Below are 14,378 nucleotides of genomic sequence, written 5' to 3' on the forward strand. Positions count from 1 at the left end.
CCCGTTGATCGACGCCTCCAGTCGGCCCGGGCGCTTTACGGGGCATACAATCAAGATCAAGAGCCAGATCAAAAGCAGATCAAGATCAACAGCCAGATCAAAATCAGAAGCCAGATCAAAATCAGAAGCCAGATCATGCGTTCGATCAGCCGTGGGCTACAACTTGGATGGCTGGTGCCGGGCGTGCGCAGCACGCAAAAAAAAAGCCCCTTCACGGGGCCTTTTTCTGCAACCTCGAACGCCTTAGCGCTCCAGGTCAGCGATCTTGCCGGTCTTGCCGTCCCACTCTTCAGCGTCAGGCAGGGCATCCTTGCGCTCGGTGATGTTGGGCCAGACCTCTGCCAGCTCGGCGTTCAACTCGATGAAGTTCTCCATCCCGGCCGGGATTTCGTCTTCAGAGAAAATGGCTTGGGCAGGGCACTCAGGCTCGCACAGTGCGCAATCGATGCACTCATCCGGGTGAATTACCAGGAAGTTCGGGCCTTCGTAGAAGCAGTCCACCGGACAGACTTCGACGCAGTCGGTGTATTTGCACTTGATGCAGTTGTCGGTGACGACGAAGGTCATTTCAAAATATCTCCTCAAGGCGGCAGCGAAGCCCCTGATCCAGGGCCGCTTGGTTTGGGCTGGTCAGCCGGCGGACCAGGCTAAGAGCCCGTGGCATTCCCAAACCGCGCGGGATTCTATCAGCTTGTGCGCTGCTGCGTTAGATCCGAGTCTTCAGTGTATAGAGCAATTCGATTGCTTGACGTGGCGTCAGGCCATCAATGTCGGTCTTGCTGAGTTGCTCCAGCACCGGGTGCGGCAAGCTGGCGAACAGGTCACTCTGGTGCGGTACCTGGGGTTGGCCCGGGGCGCTGGCGACTGGTTCGTGTGGCAGGCTCGCTGTTTCCAGGCGGCCCAGGTGTTCCTTGGCGCGGGCGATCACTGGGTTCGGCACGCCGGCCAACTGCGCCACGGCCAGGCCGTAGCTCTGGCTGGCAGGGCCGGGCAGCACGTGGTGCAGGAACACGATGCGCTCCTTGTGCTCGGTGGCGCTCAGGTGCACGTTGGCGACCAGCGGTTCGTTTTCCGGCAGTACCGTCAATTCGAAATAGTGCGTGGCAAACAGCGTGTAGGCGCGCAGTTGCGCCAGGCGCTCGGCGGCGGCCCAGGCCAGCGACAGGCCGTCGAAGGTGCTGGTGCCGCGGCCCACTTCGTCCATCAGCACCAGGCTCTTGTCTGTGGCGTTGTGGAGGATGTTGGCAGTTTCGCTCATTTCCACCATGAAGGTCGAGCGCCCGCCGGCCAGGTCGTCGCTGGAGCCGATACGGGTGAAGATACGGTCCACCAGCGACAGCTCGCAGCCGGCGGCCGGCACGAAGCTGCCGATGTGGGCCATCAGCACGATCAGCGCGGTCTGGCGCATGTAGGTGGATTTACCGCCCATGTTCGGGCCGGTGATCACCAGCATGCGGGTGTCGTTGTCCAGGCTCAGGTCGTTGGCCACGAACGGCGTGGTCAGCACCTGTTCCACCACCGGGTGGCGGCCCTGGTTGATGCGCAGGCAGGGCTCGTCGACGAATACCGGGCAGTTGAGGTCCAGGTTCAGCGCGCGCTCGGCCAGGTTGCTCAACACGTCCAGCTCGGCCAGGGCCGCGGCGGTGTCCTGCAGCGGTGGCAGGTGGCCGATGAGGTTTTCAAGCAGCGCGTCGTAGAGCATCTTCTCGCGGGCCAGGGCGCGGCTTTTCGCCGACAGCGCCTTGTCCTCGAACTCTTTCAGCTCCGGGGTGATGAAGCGCTCGGCGCCTTTCAGGGTCTGGCGGCGGATGTAGTCCGCTGGCGCCTGCTCGGCCTGCTTGCTGGGCAGCTCGATGAAGTAGCCGTGCACGCGGTTGTAGCCGACCTTCAGGTTGGCCAGGCCAGTGCGGGCTTTCTCGCGTGCCTCCAGGTCGATCAGGAACTGGCCGGCGTTCTCGCTCAGGGCCAGCAGCTCGTCCAGCTCGCTGTCGTAGCCGGTCTTGAGCACGCCGCCGTCACGGATGACCGCCGGCGGGTTGTCGATGATGGCCTTGGCCAGCAGGTCGGCCAGCTCCGGGTAGGTGCCAGCGATGGTCGCCAGCAGCGCCAGGTGCGGCGCTTCCAGGTCGGACATCGCCACTTGCAGGTCCGGCAGCGCCGCCAGCGCGTCGCGCAGGCGCGCCAGGTCGCGCGGGCGGGCGTTGCGCAGGCCGATGCGGGCGAGAATGCGCTCGATGTCGCCGATTTCTTTCAGCTGTGGCTGCAGGCTTTCGAAACGGTAGCCCTCCAGCAGGCAGCGGATCGAGCTCTGGCGCGCCTGCAGCACCTTCAGGTCGCGCAGCGGGCGGTTCAGCCAGCGGGTCAGCAGGCGGCTGCCCATGGCAGTCTGGCAACGGTCGATCACCGATTGCAGGGTGTTGTCGCGCCCGCCCGCCAGGTTGGTGTCCAGCTCCAGGTTGCGACGGCTGGCTCCATCCAGCACCACGGTGTCATCCAGGCGCTCGTGGCGCAGGCTGCGCAGGTGGGGCAGGGCGGTGCGCTGGGTTTCCTTGGCGTAGCCCAGCAGGCAGCCGGCGGCGCCGATGGCCAGGGTCAGGTTCTCGCAGCCAAAACCCTTGAGGTCCTGGGTGGAGAACTGCTGGCACAGGCTCTTGTGCGCGGTGTCACGCTCGAAGTCCCACGGCGCGCGGCGGCGCGAACCACGGCGCTTTTCCGCCGGCAGGCCCTGGGGCCAGTCATCGGGGATCAGCAGCTCAACCGGATTGATGCGCTCAAGCTCGGCCAACAGGCTTTCCCAGCCCTTGATCTCCAGCACCGAGAAATTGCCGCTGGTGATGTCCAGCACCGCCAGGCCGAACAGACGCTCATCGCCCAGCACCGCGGCAATCAGATTATCGCGGCGCTCGTCCAGCAAGGCCTCGTCGCTGACCGTGCCGGGGGTGATGATGCGCACCACCTGGCGTTCCACCGGGCCCTTGCTGGTGGCCGGGTCGCCCACCTGTTCGCAGATGACCACCGACTCGCCCAGCTTCACCAGCTTGGCCAGGTAGCCCTCGGCAGCGTGGTACGGAATGCCACACATGGGAATCGACTGCCCCGCCGACTGGCCGCGGGCCGTGAGGGTGATATCCAGCAACTTGGCCGCTTTCTTCGCGTCTTCGTAGAAGATCTCGTAGAAATCGCCCATGCGGTAGAACATCAACTGATCCGGATGCTGGTTCTTCAGCTTCCAGTACTGCTGCATCATTGGTGTGTGTTCGGAAAGACTGGACATTCAAGGCCTTGGAGCTGTGTGTCTATTAGACAATTGCGAATTGTCTAATACTACAGGCTTTCTTTCGGCATTGCTGGAGGCTGTGCCACGTCGATTTCGCGTAGGCGCAGATAACGCTTGGTCATCTTCGCATCGGTATGGCCACCAAGCTTCTGGGCGTCGTTGCCTTGCTTGTCGGTGTCGGTAAGTGACTTCGCCCTCAGGTCGTGAATCGTGACGTTCTCCACGCCAGCCTTCCTGCGGTGAGTGGCGAAGGCGTCTTTAACCGTCTCATAGCTGATGGGCTTTCCATGGCTCCGCGCGGTGAACAGCGTCAGTCCTCGAACCCTGCGCGGCAGGGCCTTGATGCGCTTTATAAGGGCCTCAAGATCAGGGGTCATGCGCACGACCAGTCTGGCGCCGGTCTTCTGCTGAGAAAAGGCGATGCCCTCATCGCTGATATCCGCCAGTCGAATGGCCAGTACGTCGCCGATCCGCTGCCCGGTCAGGTAGCACATTTCGTAAATCACCCGCATGTTCTCCGACGCGGCCGCACAGATGGCTTGGAACTCGCCGTGGGTCACGTACCTGTCGCGCTTCCTTTCTTCATGTCGGCGGATTCCGGTACATGGGTTTGAATCGACCAACTGCTGCTCAAGGGCGTAAGCAAACACCATGCGCAAGAAGGAAATCACGCGATTTGCCATGTTCGGCGTGTCTTCCATGTGCATCTTCAGGGCCGCCACGTGACGCGGAAGCACTTCGCGCGGCTCAAACTCAGCAAGGTACTCCTTCAACCTAGCGGCGGCAGCTTCGTACTGTTTGATGGTGTTAGGCTTCAGCTTCTTGGTCATGTGCTTCAGGGCCGTGTCTATCAACTCGGCCATTCCGCCACCTGCTGGCGCGCCAACCCGCTTCGCATACGCGATAAGCGCGAGCTGATAATCAGAGTCCAGTCTTTCCCACTTTCCCTTGCGCACCAGGTAATAAGCGCCATGCTTTTGATACATGCACGCGGGTAGGTGACGATTAGTTTTACGCGGCCGCATTTTTTACTTCCCTCGTCCAAGCCGAAGTTCCGGCCCTTTGCGCTGTTGAACTCCGCCGAGGCGCCCCAGGACAACCTCCCTAAGAACTTTCGGCCGACCATCGCCGCCAATTGCAAACCCGTACTTTTCCGCTTCCAGCCATTTGATCTGGGCTGACACCTTCACGTAGCCGGTCAACTCGGCAACTTCTTCTGCTGTTAAAAACATAGCTATCTCCATCCCGCGCCGTAACTTTTCACCTGGGCACGGCAGGCGGCTGCATTGGGGCGGCGCATCAGGCACCGGATCGCCTTACGGGGAATGCTTCACCCTCCCATGGCCCAGGCGCGCCACGGATTTTCCCGTGCTGCGCATAGGGGCGCGGCTTCTTGCTCTCGAAAGCAGCGACACAGGCATCGAACTGCTCGGCCTCGGATGCGATGGCGATCAGGGCCTGCCCGGCAATTGAGCCGACCTGCACCCATCCGGCTTTGTTGCGACCAAAGTCAGTCGTCTTGAACAGCCGGTATCGGTTCCTGTGGCCCGTTGCGGGCGAGGATGACTCGGTGTTTAGGTAATACGACACGCCGTCTCGTCGTGCGCGAAGAACTGTTCTGCCCACGGCTATGCCTCCAGGCTGCTGACGGTTACCGCAGGCGCTGCAAAGTGGTCGGCCAGCACCTGGCGGCCGTCGATGCCGCAGGCGGCTGACAGGGTCAGCACTTCGCCAAACGTGGTGGTGGGCTGCTGGAGCAATTGCCACAACAGCATGAGGCGGTGTCCGAGTGCTCCGTTTGGTTGGCGGTTCATAGCTGGATCCTCTCGTTCTGTGGGAGCGGGGCGGCCTGCTGTGGCAGGTTTTCAGCCTCGTCGCTGGCCTGGGAGGCCCGGCCAGCCTTGCTTGAGGTGGCGGCCTGCTGCGAGAGCGAACTATCTGGCAGGCAGCTGATACCAACCCCGTTCAGCACCCAGCAAGTGACCTGGCGCTGCTTGTCGTGCTGGACGCTGATAACGTTCAGCTCCTCCGTGACTGGGGCGTCTCGGCTGGCACTGGCCCCCGTTGCCACAAGCAATAGGAGGGTGATGGCCCAAGTTTTCATCATGGCCGTGCCCCTCCCGCAATCTTGGCCAGCTCGGTCACCAGGTCATCGGCGCGGCCGTAGAACCGCCCAGCATCCTCGTTCACAAAGCGGCCCAGCACCTCAGCAACCAATGGCGAATCAGCCAATCCAGTCAGATCTGGCGCCACGATTTCAGGGTCGTTCAAATGTGGCGCGTGAACGAAGGGCGTATCCTTGATCTTCAACACCTTCGCGGGCCGCACCCCATTGCATCCTGACACCCAGTTAGTGTCAGGGATGGCCCACGGGTACATGCCCATCAGCCAGGCGGTCGCGGCATTCTCCTTTTGGGTGCTGGACCAGTACTGATGACTGCTGAAGGCCTGCGGCGCGTGGTTGCACATGCGATGATCCCAGTCGGGTAGCTGGAGCAGGTTTGAGCGAATTACCTGCAACTCCTCGATCGACGGGATGTGCCAGCCCCAGGTGCCGCGCACGTTCAAGGCAAGGACTTTCGTGGCGATTGCACTGCCTTCCTCGGCCATGGCCTTGGTATTGGCCAGCCCGTCGAATCGGGATGTGGCGCCACGAATGCGCGGCCGCGGGCCGGATCGGTCCCACCAATGGGCCTCGCATTCGTATTCCCGTCCAGCGTCGATCAGGGCGTATTCGGCACCATCGAAGAAGATCCGCCCGGCATAAAATCCGCCGGCGAGGGGCTGGCCAATGGCTGGCAGGGTCGCTTGGTTGATCTCGCGGCGCTTCATGATTGCACCTCCTGGTGCTGGGCTAGGAATAAGTCCATGAGTTCATCCAAGGCATCGCCCCTGAACGGGGCGCCGATGCCGCTGCGCACCATGGGCACGTTGGCATTGCCGGTCTGCAAGGCGTGGTCGCGCAGGAACTCGTAGCGGCGGGCATTGGCTACGGTGGCGATCCAGTCGTCGATGCGCAGGCCGCGACCCTGGCGAACCCCGCGCTTGATTGCGGCCTCTGCGAGAACCAGCTGATTTTCCAGCAGGTGCGCCTGCTCGATCTGGTCGCTGTCGGAGGCCGCGCAGATAACGGCCCCCTTTCTTCCGACAACGACTGTCGACCCCAGGCGCAGGAATGGAAGCAGGTCAGCGAGATCCTCGCCTTGGCGGGCCTTGAGAACGATGGTGACTCGATTGGTAATCATGGGACGCTCCATTTTTAATAGCCCAGCCACGCCAAAACATCAGCCGACTTGTACTCGTCGCGAATGCCGAGATCTTCGAAAAACTCGTCTACATCAACGTCATGCTTAGCCAGCTCTCGCAGCACTTCGGCGCGGCTCGCAGTCTCTGGCCAGCTCTCCTCATAGGTTTCCATGGTTTTCTCCAGGCAAGCCGATCCCCGGCCGCGTTGTTGGCATTCGCAAAAAATGTTGGGAGGTGTGTTGGCTACATCACCGGACTGCGCCCGCGACCAGGCGCACGCCGCTACTTACGCCAGCAGCACGCCTTCGTTGTTTGGCTTTTCTTGGTGCTGATGGTCTGGATTTGGCACCAATGCCGAGCTCGATATGATGAGCCCGCGGCGGAACGCTTCGGCGACGAGAGCCGAACGCTTGAACACGCCGAGTTTGTGCATCACAGATTCGATGCGGCCCTTGATAGAGCGCGGGGATAGGCCGTTACGCTGAGCTATTTGCTTGTCAGTTTGACCGCCAGCTACGGCAAGGAGGCATTCGAGTTCGCGCGGCGCAAGACCTTTTCCGACAGGTGCGCACAGGTGTCCGAAGGTGATGATCTGCATGATTGAAGGCCCATAATCCGTGGAAGATGGGCGAATAGTGCTCGCGGCACTAGGTTAAGTCAATCCCTGCGGCACTATTTTCTACAGACCGGGGATTTTTGCGTCGACGACTCGGCCGATAATTGCCCAGTTTTCGTCCATCTCGATGGCCTTGAACGATGAATTCAGTGGCACCAGGTACTGAGCGCCCACATCGTACAGATACTGCTTGAACGTCATTTCCCCATCCCGGTGACGGGCGACGTAGTATTTGCCACTGACCAGATCGAAACCCTCTGGCCTGATCAAAATGCGGGTACCTTCAGGAAAGCTGGGCGATCCAGACCCGGTCATGGATGGCCCGCGCACGACCAGCCAGTAGCCGTGCTCGCCTGCGTTTTCAGTCGTCTCCAAATACTCGACGCTGTTCAGAGAACCCAGGCTATCTGGGGATTCAGCCCTTTCCCCTGCGGCTATCCAGCTAATCAGTGGGTATCTCCTTGGGGCTTTCCATGGCTGTCTGACCGGGGCTACGTTCTCGATCTCCTCCCGCTCACCTCGATGCATGTCTGCCAGACTTTCGCCAGAAACGGCCTTGGTCATTTGCTCAATGAGCCTGGCGAGGCGCGGGCTGAAGCTCTCCACAGGAACTTGCAGCATCTGCGCAACCTGCACGGCAAAAGGTGTGTTCAGGGCGTTCCGGCCATTTAGGTAATGACTGAACGAGCCCTGATTCATCCCGAGGATCGCGGCGGCTTTTTCCTGGGTCAGGCCGAGCTCTTTGCGTCGGCTCATGAAAATTTCCTTGAGCGCCGCGCATTCCTGTAATGCAACTGGAGAGAGGTCTTTTTTCTTCATTCGCGCACCATATGTCTGGCGGGATTTAAATACAAATCCCGCGAGCATTGACATTAAAAAATCCCGCGAGCACTATTTGCATAGATTAAAAATCTGGAGATAGCCAGGTGCAACGTATTCCACTTGCCGAGTATGCGGCCAAGCGTCATGCGCAAACCGCCAGCCGACTCAACATGAGTCAAGGCTCGCTGAGCAAAGCCATTCGAGAGGGGCGCTTGATCTTTGTGATTGAGCAGCCTGATGGCGGAATTTCCGCCATTGAGGAAAAACCCTTCCCTGGGCAGCGCCGCACGATCAGTCGTGCAACTGGGAAGAATGATAATCCCTGAGGGGCTAAAAGCATCAGCGCTCAAAGTACCTGTTTTTTTATACAGGAAAGGCTGTTGGGAGGGGATTTTGGACTGCGAATCGAAAGCACATCGTGGTTGCGCAATGCGGTTTTAAGTCATTGCCAGCACAAACAAATCTGACTTTCTGAATCCCAGAAAGCAGAAAACCCGCTTGCCGGCGGGTTTCTTTAAACCGGTCCCTTGCCGGGGACCTTTGGTACTTCTTCGTCCTTAGGAGACGACTTCATGCACCTCGAAAATACCATTGACGAACCAGCAGCGCAACTCCCCAAGCTCTCTGCCTTCGCGTTTGGCGGGCAGAACAGTGATTTGCTGGGTATCCGGGAAGGCCAGGATCTGATTGAGGGCCTCAAGCTGGCGCATGACCTGGCGGAAGGCATCAGTCAGCTCTGTGGCCGGTTGGACGATTGCATCAACAACGGCGAGATCGCCTACTGCGCGGAGGTCCGCGCCTTGGGTTTTCTCGCTGACGTGGTGTCCACACTGAACAGGTCCGCTCGGCAGAGCCTTGAAGATCAGCGCGATGGCGCGCAAGGCGGTGCCCAATGACTAGCCCCAATAATTCCCTGGTAGACCTTGCGGCAGAGGCTGAATTTCAGTTGCTGGCGGCCAAGGATCAACTGGTTTGGCTTGCGGCCCTGGCTGGAGCAATTCAATTGAGCTACGCACATGACGGCGGGCGTCACGCTGCCGCTCTCGCGGGGCTTGCAAAGTTCCTGGATGACACGGGGTTTGCAGGCGTGGATAGCGCAATCGATCACTTCAAGGTAATCGCTGAAGGCCCGTGCGCGCCACAAAACGGCACCTCATCAAATCGTGGCGCGCGCGGGGTGGCCGGCAAATGAATGTGGTCGCCAGTAACGCCCCCACCATGTCCTCCCAAGAGATCGCCGATCTGGTCGGTTCTCGTCACGACAGCGTCAAACGCACCATCGAGCGGCTGGTGGAAAAGCGAGTGATTGTCCAACCACCAATGGTGGACGAACCATCAACCGACTCAATTGGCCGTCCACGCACCGAGTCTGTCTACCACGTGAACAAGCGTGACAGCTTCGTCGTAGTCGCCCAGCTCAGCCCCGAGTTCACTGCCAGGCTGGTTGATCGCTGGCAGGAGCTTGAGGAAAAGGCCGCCCGCCCGATGACCCAGGCCGAGATCACCGCGGCTAATGCCAACCACCTGGTGGAGATGGAGCGCCAGCAGCGCGAGCAGCAGGCCGCCCTGGAGCGGGTGGAGGTTCGCCTAGATGAGCATGAGCGAAAGGTGGACAACCTTGGTCGCTTCCACGTCTGGGACTACTGCCCACAGAACTGCCTTTCTCTGACCGGCGTGAAGGCTGTGATGAACGAGCGGTATGGGCTATCGGGGCCGCTGGTCGATTACGTGCTGAAGTCCTGGCCGCACCAGCCAAACCCCGCTGGCATGGTCCGCAACGGCCATGAGGATGCCAAGGGCAGCCAGTACATGGTCTGGACTAAAACCCTCGTCACTGCTGCGTTCAAGCGCTTTGTCAGCGAGTGCCAGATGGAATCTGCCACCCAGGCAACCCACCCATATTTTGAAGGCCGGTTCCGCCTGGTCCAGAAGGTCAAGCCATGAGCAAAGTGATCGATTTTCCAAAGACGCCCGTTGCTGAAGTCATCAACGAGACTTTCTTCGAAAAGTTCGAAGACGCCGCGCTCATGCTGACGGCCTTCGAGAATTTGGCGAACGCGGTGGAAGTGCTCGAAGAGGGTGGCGAGATCCATCTACGCGACGAAACCCACGTTGGCCTGGTGGAAGCGTGCATGGCTTTGGCGGTGATGTTCAGGCGCAGGACGGGGCATGACGTGCAGACCGTTTCCGCCGACCACCTCGCGCATCAGCGGCAGTGCCTGATGGGTGGGGTTGAGCTCAAAACCCTGCCTATTCCAGTGAGGCCTCCTGCGATCAGACCACTCCCACCCGAGGCGTTTAAGGGGGTTCCGACTGCGGATTTGGCCCAGGTCGGGTTCAACTACGTCAGTCGGTCGCACGAGCACATCAAGGGGAACTGTCCGCAGCTGATTGAGCTGGATCTTGCCCGCGCTCACTCGCTTGATGCCTTGGGCGCGCTCACGGTCCTGATCGAAAGGCTGTCTGGCGGTGTTGCGTTGACTCACGCCCGCGAAACCCCGATAGCCAACGCCCCTGGCTCGGAGACCCTGCAATGAGCATGGATCTGATGGTCAAGGCCATGAAGACAAAAGTCGGAAACCCTCTGCGCAAGCTGGTGTTGGTCAAGCTGGCCGACAACGCCAGCGACCAGGGCGAGTGCTGGCCGTCCTACCAGCATATCGCTGACCAATGTGAGATTGATCGCAGCACTGTCCGTAAGCATATCAAGCAGTTGGAGGCTCAAGGGCTTCTCCGAATCGAGAACCGTGACGGCCCCAAAGGCAACTCGACAAACCTGTATCACCTGAACCTTCGGGGTATAGGCCAAAACAGCCCCCCTGTAGGCCCAGAAAGCACAGGTGTAGGCCCAGAAAGCACAGGGGGTGTAGGCCCAGAAAGCACCAGAACCAGTCACTCTTTTGAACCAGTCAATGAACCTAAACCTATGGCGAAAGGTGAACAGGCATTGGTGGAGTTCGAAGTGTTCTGGAAGCTGTACCCCCGCAAAGCGAATAAGGCCGCCGCCGAGAAGGCTTGGAACAAACTCAAGGTCACCACAGACCTGTTCGCTGTGATCGCCAAGGCCCTGGCCAAACAGTGCACCAGCATCGATTGGCTCAAGAGCGGCGGCCTGTACATCCCGCACCCGGCCACCTGGCTGAACGGCAAGCGCTGGGAGGATGAGTTGACGCCAGGCTCTGCCAAAACCAGCGCCTACAACAACCTGCCCCAGCACACCGCCGACATGTATCAGGAGACGCCAGATGGCCAAGCAAACTTCTAACTTCAGCCCGGCGCCTCGCACTGATGATCGCGAGACCTTGCGGGAAAACTGCCCCCACGCTGGGCACGCGCCATTCATCAACGTGCACGTAGAGCAGTTCGATGGCACCTGGCTGGCCACTGGTTGCCCGAGCTGCAACTGGGAGGCACTGAACGCTGCGCCAGTCGACAGCCTGGCCCACAAGGCCGAGAAATCGCGCAGGGGCGCCGAACGCCTGAACGCCCTGCTGGTGGCCTCTGGTATCACGCCGCGCTTCCGTGACTGCACGCTGGAGACGTTCGTGACCGGTGGCGAACCGCAGAAGGTGAAGGCCCTGGAGACGTGCCGGGCCTACGTTGACCGCTTCGAAGAGAACTTCCTGGCCGGTCGCTCGCTGATCCTCGCGGGTGGTGTGGGCACCGGCAAGACGCACCTCGCATCGGGTATGGCCCAAGCCGTGATCCGGCAGCACGGCGTCAAGGCCCGGGTGGTGCCCGTCGCTGAGATCGTCCGGGTGGCAAAGGGCACGATGGCCAAGGGCGCGACCTACAACGAGCGCGACGTGATCAACGAGCTGGCGGACGCTGATCTGCTAGTCATTGATGAGGTCGGCGCCCAGCGCGGTAGCGAATACGAACTGGGCCTGGTCCATGAGGTGATCGACCGTCGCTATCAACTGATCCTGCCCACGGTGGTGGTGTCGAACCTGCTGGTGGAGGACTTGAAGGCCTACATTGGCGAGCGCGCCATTGACCGGCTGCGCCAGGGAGGCGGCAAGGCCGTTGGCTTCACCTGGGCATCTGCGAGGGCGAGCGTATGAGCCAAGTGCGGGAGCTGTACCTGCCCGAGGCCGAACACGGCGTGCTGGGGGCCATCATGCTTGCATCGCTGGATGGTAACCGGGGGCTGATGGACGACATCGTTGGCCAACTGACCTCGGCGGACTTCTACCACCTGGACAACGCCGCGCTCTTCGACACGATCAGCGATTGCCTGGCGCAAGGAATGCCCGTCGACCCGGTCACCGTGTCCGCCGTCCAGCGCTCGCTGCCCAGCGGGGAGCAAACCCTAGTCTATGCGGCCACCATCAGTAACAACGTGCCCTCTACGGCCAACGCCTTGGTCTACGCGCGGCATGTGCGGGAGTGGGCGGTGCTGCGCCGGATCATCGAGATCGGTCAGATGGCTGCGCACCAGGTCAAGGAGGGCACGCCGGCCCCGCAGATCATTACCGAGGCCCAGCAGGCCATGGCTGACCTGCGCGACCTGCAGTCGGCTGGCAAGGCCGGTTATAAGCGCATGGCCGATGTGATCCCCAAGGTCCTCGACAACATGGATGACGTACTGAACGACAAGGCCCCGCCGAAGCTTTCCACGGGGCTGGTCGACCTGGACAAGCTGATCGGCTTCCTGCGCCCCAAGAGCATGGTCGTGATCGCCGGCCGGCCTGCCAGCGGCAAGACGATGCTCGGGCTGCAGATCGTCAACCATGTGGCGATCCGCGGGCGCGGGGTCGGCCTGGTCATCTCCTTGGAGATGGGCGAGGAGGAGCTGACCGTCCGCACCATCGCCTCTCAGGGCGGCATCGACCTGCGCCGCATGGAGGAGGTGAAGTGCCTGGACGGCGAGGAGTGGGGGCGTATCACCGTCGCCGCCGGCAAGATCAACGAGGCGGAGCTCTATCTGAACGACACCCCGGGCCTGACCATGGGCGCCATCCGCATGGAGGCGCGCCGCCTAAAGCGGGAGAAGGGGCTCGATATCTTGATGGTCGACTACCTGGGGCTGGTGGGCACTGATGCGAAGGCGCAGAACCGCGCCGACGCGGTGGCCAAGGTGTCGATCGCCATGAAGAACCTTGCCAAAGAACTGGATGTTCCGCTGCTGGTGCTGGCGCAGCTAAACCGCAACCCGGCCGGTCGGCCCGACAAGAAGCCGAAGTCCAGCGACTTGCGCGACTCTGGCCAGATCGAGCAGGACGCCGACGCGGTGATCCTTGTGCACCATGATCCTGAGTCGGAGGCCGGGCAGCAGGGCGTCACCGAGCTGATTCTCGACAAGGGCCGCCAGGCGCCGACAGGGTCGTGTCTTGTGCAGCGCCAGGGCCAGTACGCCCGATTCGTCAATTTCGCCGGCCGAGAGCCGAACTGGGAGGAGGTGGAGCAGGGCCGCTCCTTCGCCGACCGCGCCAAGGGGAGAAAGAACCATGGGTAACGTAACTGCGGCGCTGCCGCGAAAGAACCTCACCGCCATCGAGTGCAAGTTTCTCAAGGCTGGCAATCGGATGCTGCTGGAGGAGACCCACGGGCGACTTGCCGCTGCCGCCCTGATGGACATCGTCGTGGAATGGCATGAGTCAAGGGCCAACGTTGGTTTCGAGGCGTATGCCAAGGCATGGATTGTTGAGGGCAACGCCAAGAGCAAGCAGGCCGATAAGCTCCTGCGCGAGCTGTTCGGTCTTGACCGCGACCCAACCCCGCCACGGAGGGCTGCATGAAGATAGCGATCATCTGCACGGCATGCGCCGCAGCCTTCTGGGCCGTCCTGGCGGCCAGCGCTTACCTCGGACAGGGAGAGCTCGCATGCCAATTCTGAAATGGTACGTGTACCCGCTGGTCGATGGCTGGGTCCTGATTTGCGCCGATGCGAGCCTTGAGCAGCCGGGAGAGCCAGAGTCGCTACTGGGTTGCCGACGCGCCGTCTATCCGCCGCAGTTCGATGAATCGAAAAAGCCGATGATTTCGTTTGCCGATGTCATTGCCGAGATGAGCAACACGATCAGGATGGGGATTGATGGACGAAAATCGCTGCCTGCCTCGCGTGCGCGCGCGTTTGGGGGCTGAGCATGGGGTCCGCCGCCGAGCTTCGAGTGGACTGGTTCCAGATCATCACCAGCCTGTCCCGTGCTGGTTACTCGCCTCAATCGGTAGCTGATTCAATCCGGGTGGCAAGAACCACCCTTCTGGGATGGAAGCAAGGGGCCGAGCCCAGGTATACGGAGGGCGAGCGTCTTGTCGCTTTCTGGTGCCGGGTGCTTGGCCGAGAACGCACAGCACTGCCCATGGTCGCGGTAAGCGACTGGTGGGCATATCACTCAAAAGCATAAGGAATTGCCAGCCCAGACCGCGCAATAGTCGGGAAACCGACACCTTCAACCCTTGATGCTTGGCCTC

At 61.0% G+C, this 14,378-nt stretch carries 21 protein-coding genes; 10 read left to right on the forward strand and 11 right to left on the reverse strand.

Going from position 1 to position 14,378, the window contains the following annotated elements:
* Nucleotides 1-243: 243 nt before the first annotated feature.
* The 11 genes from fdxA to ACWKWX_RS14170 all read right to left on the reverse strand — a co-directional run bounded on the left by fdxA (nucleotide 244) and on the right by ACWKWX_RS14170 (nucleotide 7,958).
* Nucleotides 244-567, reverse strand: a complete 324-nt coding sequence (fdxA, locus tag ACWKWX_RS14120; protein WP_012270863.1) for a ferredoxin FdxA — start codon at nucleotides 565-567, stop codon at nucleotides 244-246.
* A 139-nt stretch (nucleotides 568-706) separates the two neighbouring features.
* Nucleotides 707-3,274 (reverse strand): DNA mismatch repair protein MutS, encoded by a 2,568-nt coding sequence (gene mutS / locus ACWKWX_RS14125; RefSeq protein ID WP_483828096.1) that lies wholly within the window; start codon nucleotides 3,272-3,274, stop codon nucleotides 707-709.
* A gap of 50 nt (nucleotides 3,275-3,324) precedes the next feature.
* Nucleotides 3,325-4,302 carry a tyrosine-type recombinase/integrase gene (locus ACWKWX_RS14130; protein ID WP_483828097.1) on the reverse strand — a complete coding sequence of 326 codons (978 nt, stop codon included), beginning with the start codon at nucleotides 4,300-4,302 and terminating at the stop codon, nucleotides 3,325-3,327.
* Nucleotides 4,303-4,305: 3 nt separating this feature from the next.
* The gene (locus ACWKWX_RS14135; RefSeq protein ID WP_483828098.1) at nucleotides 4,306-4,509 is read right to left on the reverse strand and encodes a DUF4224 domain-containing protein; all 204 of its coding nucleotides are present in this window, start codon (nucleotides 4,507-4,509) and stop codon (nucleotides 4,306-4,308) included.
* A 67-nt stretch (nucleotides 4,510-4,576) separates the two neighbouring features.
* Nucleotides 4,577-4,867, reverse strand: coding sequence for a hypothetical protein (locus ACWKWX_RS14140; RefSeq protein ID WP_483828099.1), 291 nt, complete (start codon nucleotides 4,865-4,867; stop codon nucleotides 4,577-4,579).
* Nucleotides 4,868-4,905: 38 nt separating this feature from the next.
* Nucleotides 4,906-5,052 carry a hypothetical protein gene (locus ACWKWX_RS14145; protein WP_483828100.1) on the reverse strand — a complete coding sequence of 49 codons (147 nt, stop codon included), beginning with the start codon at nucleotides 5,050-5,052 and terminating at the stop codon, nucleotides 4,906-4,908.
* Between the two features lie 328 nt (nucleotides 5,053-5,380).
* Complete coding sequence (locus ACWKWX_RS14150) at nucleotides 5,381-6,109, reverse strand: hypothetical protein (protein WP_483828101.1); 729 nt, start codon at nucleotides 6,107-6,109, stop codon at nucleotides 5,381-5,383.
* Nucleotides 6,106-6,522: a hypothetical protein gene (locus ACWKWX_RS14155; RefSeq protein WP_483828102.1), complete on the reverse strand. Its 417-nt coding sequence runs from the start codon at nucleotides 6,520-6,522 to the stop codon at nucleotides 6,106-6,108. The genes ACWKWX_RS14150 and ACWKWX_RS14155 overlap by 4 nt, the downstream gene beginning before the upstream one ends.
* A 14-nt stretch (nucleotides 6,523-6,536) precedes the next feature.
* Nucleotides 6,537-6,695 (reverse strand): hypothetical protein, encoded by a 159-nt coding sequence (locus ACWKWX_RS14160; protein ID WP_483828103.1) that lies wholly within the window; start codon nucleotides 6,693-6,695, stop codon nucleotides 6,537-6,539.
* A 114-nt stretch (nucleotides 6,696-6,809) separates the two neighbouring features.
* The gene (locus tag ACWKWX_RS14165) at nucleotides 6,810-7,121 is read right to left on the reverse strand and encodes a response regulator transcription factor (RefSeq protein WP_483828104.1); all 312 of its coding nucleotides are present in this window, start codon (nucleotides 7,119-7,121) and stop codon (nucleotides 6,810-6,812) included.
* An 81-nt stretch (nucleotides 7,122-7,202) separates the two neighbouring features.
* Complete coding sequence (locus ACWKWX_RS14170; RefSeq protein ID WP_483828105.1) at nucleotides 7,203-7,958, reverse strand: LexA family transcriptional regulator; 756 nt, start codon at nucleotides 7,956-7,958, stop codon at nucleotides 7,203-7,205.
* Between the two features lie 107 nt (nucleotides 7,959-8,065).
* Here ACWKWX_RS14170 and ACWKWX_RS14175 point away from each other — a divergent pair, with 107 nt between their 5' ends.
* From ACWKWX_RS14175 to ACWKWX_RS14220, 10 genes are all read left to right on the forward strand, one after another.
* Entirely contained in the window at nucleotides 8,066-8,287 is a 222-nt protein-coding gene (locus tag ACWKWX_RS14175; RefSeq protein ID WP_483828106.1) for a Cro/CI family transcriptional regulator, read from the forward strand.
* 246 nt (nucleotides 8,288-8,533) lie between these two features.
* Nucleotides 8,534-8,857, forward strand: a complete 324-nt coding sequence (locus tag ACWKWX_RS14180) for a hypothetical protein (RefSeq protein ID WP_483828107.1) — start codon at nucleotides 8,534-8,536, stop codon at nucleotides 8,855-8,857.
* Complete coding sequence (locus ACWKWX_RS14185; RefSeq protein WP_483828108.1) at nucleotides 8,854-9,153, forward strand: hypothetical protein; 300 nt, start codon at nucleotides 8,854-8,856, stop codon at nucleotides 9,151-9,153. The genes ACWKWX_RS14180 and ACWKWX_RS14185 overlap by 4 nt, the downstream gene beginning before the upstream one ends.
* A complete protein-coding gene (locus ACWKWX_RS14190) occupies nucleotides 9,150-9,905 on the forward strand; it encodes a Rha family transcriptional regulator (protein WP_483828109.1) in 756 nt (251 codons plus the stop codon). The genes ACWKWX_RS14185 and ACWKWX_RS14190 overlap by 4 nt, the downstream gene beginning before the upstream one ends.
* On the forward strand, nucleotides 9,902-10,498 hold the full coding sequence (locus ACWKWX_RS14195) for a hypothetical protein (protein ID WP_483828110.1): 597 nt from the start codon (nucleotides 9,902-9,904) through the stop codon (nucleotides 10,496-10,498). The genes ACWKWX_RS14190 and ACWKWX_RS14195 overlap by 4 nt, the downstream gene beginning before the upstream one ends.
* Nucleotides 10,495-11,226 (forward strand): helix-turn-helix domain-containing protein, encoded by a 732-nt coding sequence (locus ACWKWX_RS14200; protein ID WP_483828111.1) that lies wholly within the window; start codon nucleotides 10,495-10,497, stop codon nucleotides 11,224-11,226. Before ACWKWX_RS14195 ends, ACWKWX_RS14200 begins: the two co-directional genes overlap by 4 nt.
* Entirely contained in the window at nucleotides 11,207-12,025 is an 819-nt protein-coding gene (locus ACWKWX_RS14205) for an ATP-binding protein (protein WP_483828112.1), read from the forward strand. Before ACWKWX_RS14200 ends, ACWKWX_RS14205 begins: the two co-directional genes overlap by 20 nt.
* Nucleotides 12,022-13,419: a replicative DNA helicase gene (locus tag ACWKWX_RS14210; protein ID WP_483828113.1), complete on the forward strand. Its 1,398-nt coding sequence runs from the start codon at nucleotides 12,022-12,024 to the stop codon at nucleotides 13,417-13,419. The genes ACWKWX_RS14205 and ACWKWX_RS14210 overlap by 4 nt, the downstream gene beginning before the upstream one ends.
* Nucleotides 13,412-13,702, forward strand: a complete 291-nt coding sequence (locus ACWKWX_RS14215) for a hypothetical protein (RefSeq protein ID WP_483828114.1) — start codon at nucleotides 13,412-13,414, stop codon at nucleotides 13,700-13,702. The genes ACWKWX_RS14210 and ACWKWX_RS14215 overlap by 8 nt, the downstream gene beginning before the upstream one ends.
* A gap of 85 nt (nucleotides 13,703-13,787) precedes the next feature.
* Nucleotides 13,788-14,048, forward strand: coding sequence for a hypothetical protein (locus tag ACWKWX_RS14220; RefSeq protein WP_483828115.1), 261 nt, complete (start codon nucleotides 13,788-13,790; stop codon nucleotides 14,046-14,048).
* Nucleotides 14,049-14,378: the final 330 nt, after the last annotated feature.

This window comes from Pseudomonas imperatae (assembly GCF_057128625.1).

Excerpts from the sequence above, each read along its gene's own strand:
- fdxA (WP_012270863.1), bottom strand. The coding sequence starts at position 567 with ATGACCTTCGTCGTCACCGACAACTGCATCAAGTGCAAATACACCGAC.
- mutS (WP_483828096.1), bottom strand. The coding sequence starts at position 3,274 with ATGTCCAGTCTTTCCGAACACACACCAATGATGCAGCAGTACTGGAAG.
- ACWKWX_RS14130 (WP_483828097.1), bottom strand. The coding sequence starts at position 4,302 with ATGCGGCCGCGTAAAACTAATCGTCACCTACCCGCGTGCATGTATCAA.
- ACWKWX_RS14135 (WP_483828098.1), bottom strand. The coding sequence starts at position 4,509 with ATGTTTTTAACAGCAGAAGAAGTTGCCGAGTTGACCGGCTACGTGAAG.
- ACWKWX_RS14145 (WP_483828100.1), bottom strand. The coding sequence starts at position 5,052 with ATGCTGTTGTGGCAATTGCTCCAGCAGCCCACCACCACGTTTGGCGAA.
- ACWKWX_RS14150 (WP_483828101.1), bottom strand. The coding sequence starts at position 6,109 with ATGAAGCGCCGCGAGATCAACCAAGCGACCCTGCCAGCCATTGGCCAG.
- ACWKWX_RS14155 (WP_483828102.1), bottom strand. The coding sequence starts at position 6,522 with ATGATTACCAATCGAGTCACCATCGTTCTCAAGGCCCGCCAAGGCGAG.
- ACWKWX_RS14160 (WP_483828103.1), bottom strand. The coding sequence starts at position 6,695 with ATGGAAACCTATGAGGAGAGCTGGCCAGAGACTGCGAGCCGCGCCGAA.
- ACWKWX_RS14165 (WP_483828104.1), bottom strand. The coding sequence starts at position 7,121 with ATGCAGATCATCACCTTCGGACACCTGTGCGCACCTGTCGGAAAAGGT.
- ACWKWX_RS14170 (WP_483828105.1), bottom strand. The coding sequence starts at position 7,958 with ATGAAGAAAAAAGACCTCTCTCCAGTTGCATTACAGGAATGCGCGGCG.
- ACWKWX_RS14180 (WP_483828107.1), top strand. The coding sequence starts at position 8,534 with ATGCACCTCGAAAATACCATTGACGAACCAGCAGCGCAACTCCCCAAG.
- ACWKWX_RS14185 (WP_483828108.1), top strand. The coding sequence starts at position 8,854 with ATGACTAGCCCCAATAATTCCCTGGTAGACCTTGCGGCAGAGGCTGAA.
- ACWKWX_RS14190 (WP_483828109.1), top strand. The coding sequence starts at position 9,150 with ATGAATGTGGTCGCCAGTAACGCCCCCACCATGTCCTCCCAAGAGATC.
- ACWKWX_RS14195 (WP_483828110.1), top strand. The coding sequence starts at position 9,902 with ATGAGCAAAGTGATCGATTTTCCAAAGACGCCCGTTGCTGAAGTCATC.
- ACWKWX_RS14200 (WP_483828111.1), top strand. The coding sequence starts at position 10,495 with ATGAGCATGGATCTGATGGTCAAGGCCATGAAGACAAAAGTCGGAAAC.
- ACWKWX_RS14205 (WP_483828112.1), top strand. The coding sequence starts at position 11,207 with ATGGCCAAGCAAACTTCTAACTTCAGCCCGGCGCCTCGCACTGATGAT.
- ACWKWX_RS14210 (WP_483828113.1), top strand. The coding sequence starts at position 12,022 with ATGAGCCAAGTGCGGGAGCTGTACCTGCCCGAGGCCGAACACGGCGTG.
- ACWKWX_RS14215 (WP_483828114.1), top strand. The coding sequence starts at position 13,412 with ATGGGTAACGTAACTGCGGCGCTGCCGCGAAAGAACCTCACCGCCATC.
- ACWKWX_RS14220 (WP_483828115.1), top strand. The coding sequence starts at position 13,788 with ATGCCAATTCTGAAATGGTACGTGTACCCGCTGGTCGATGGCTGGGTC.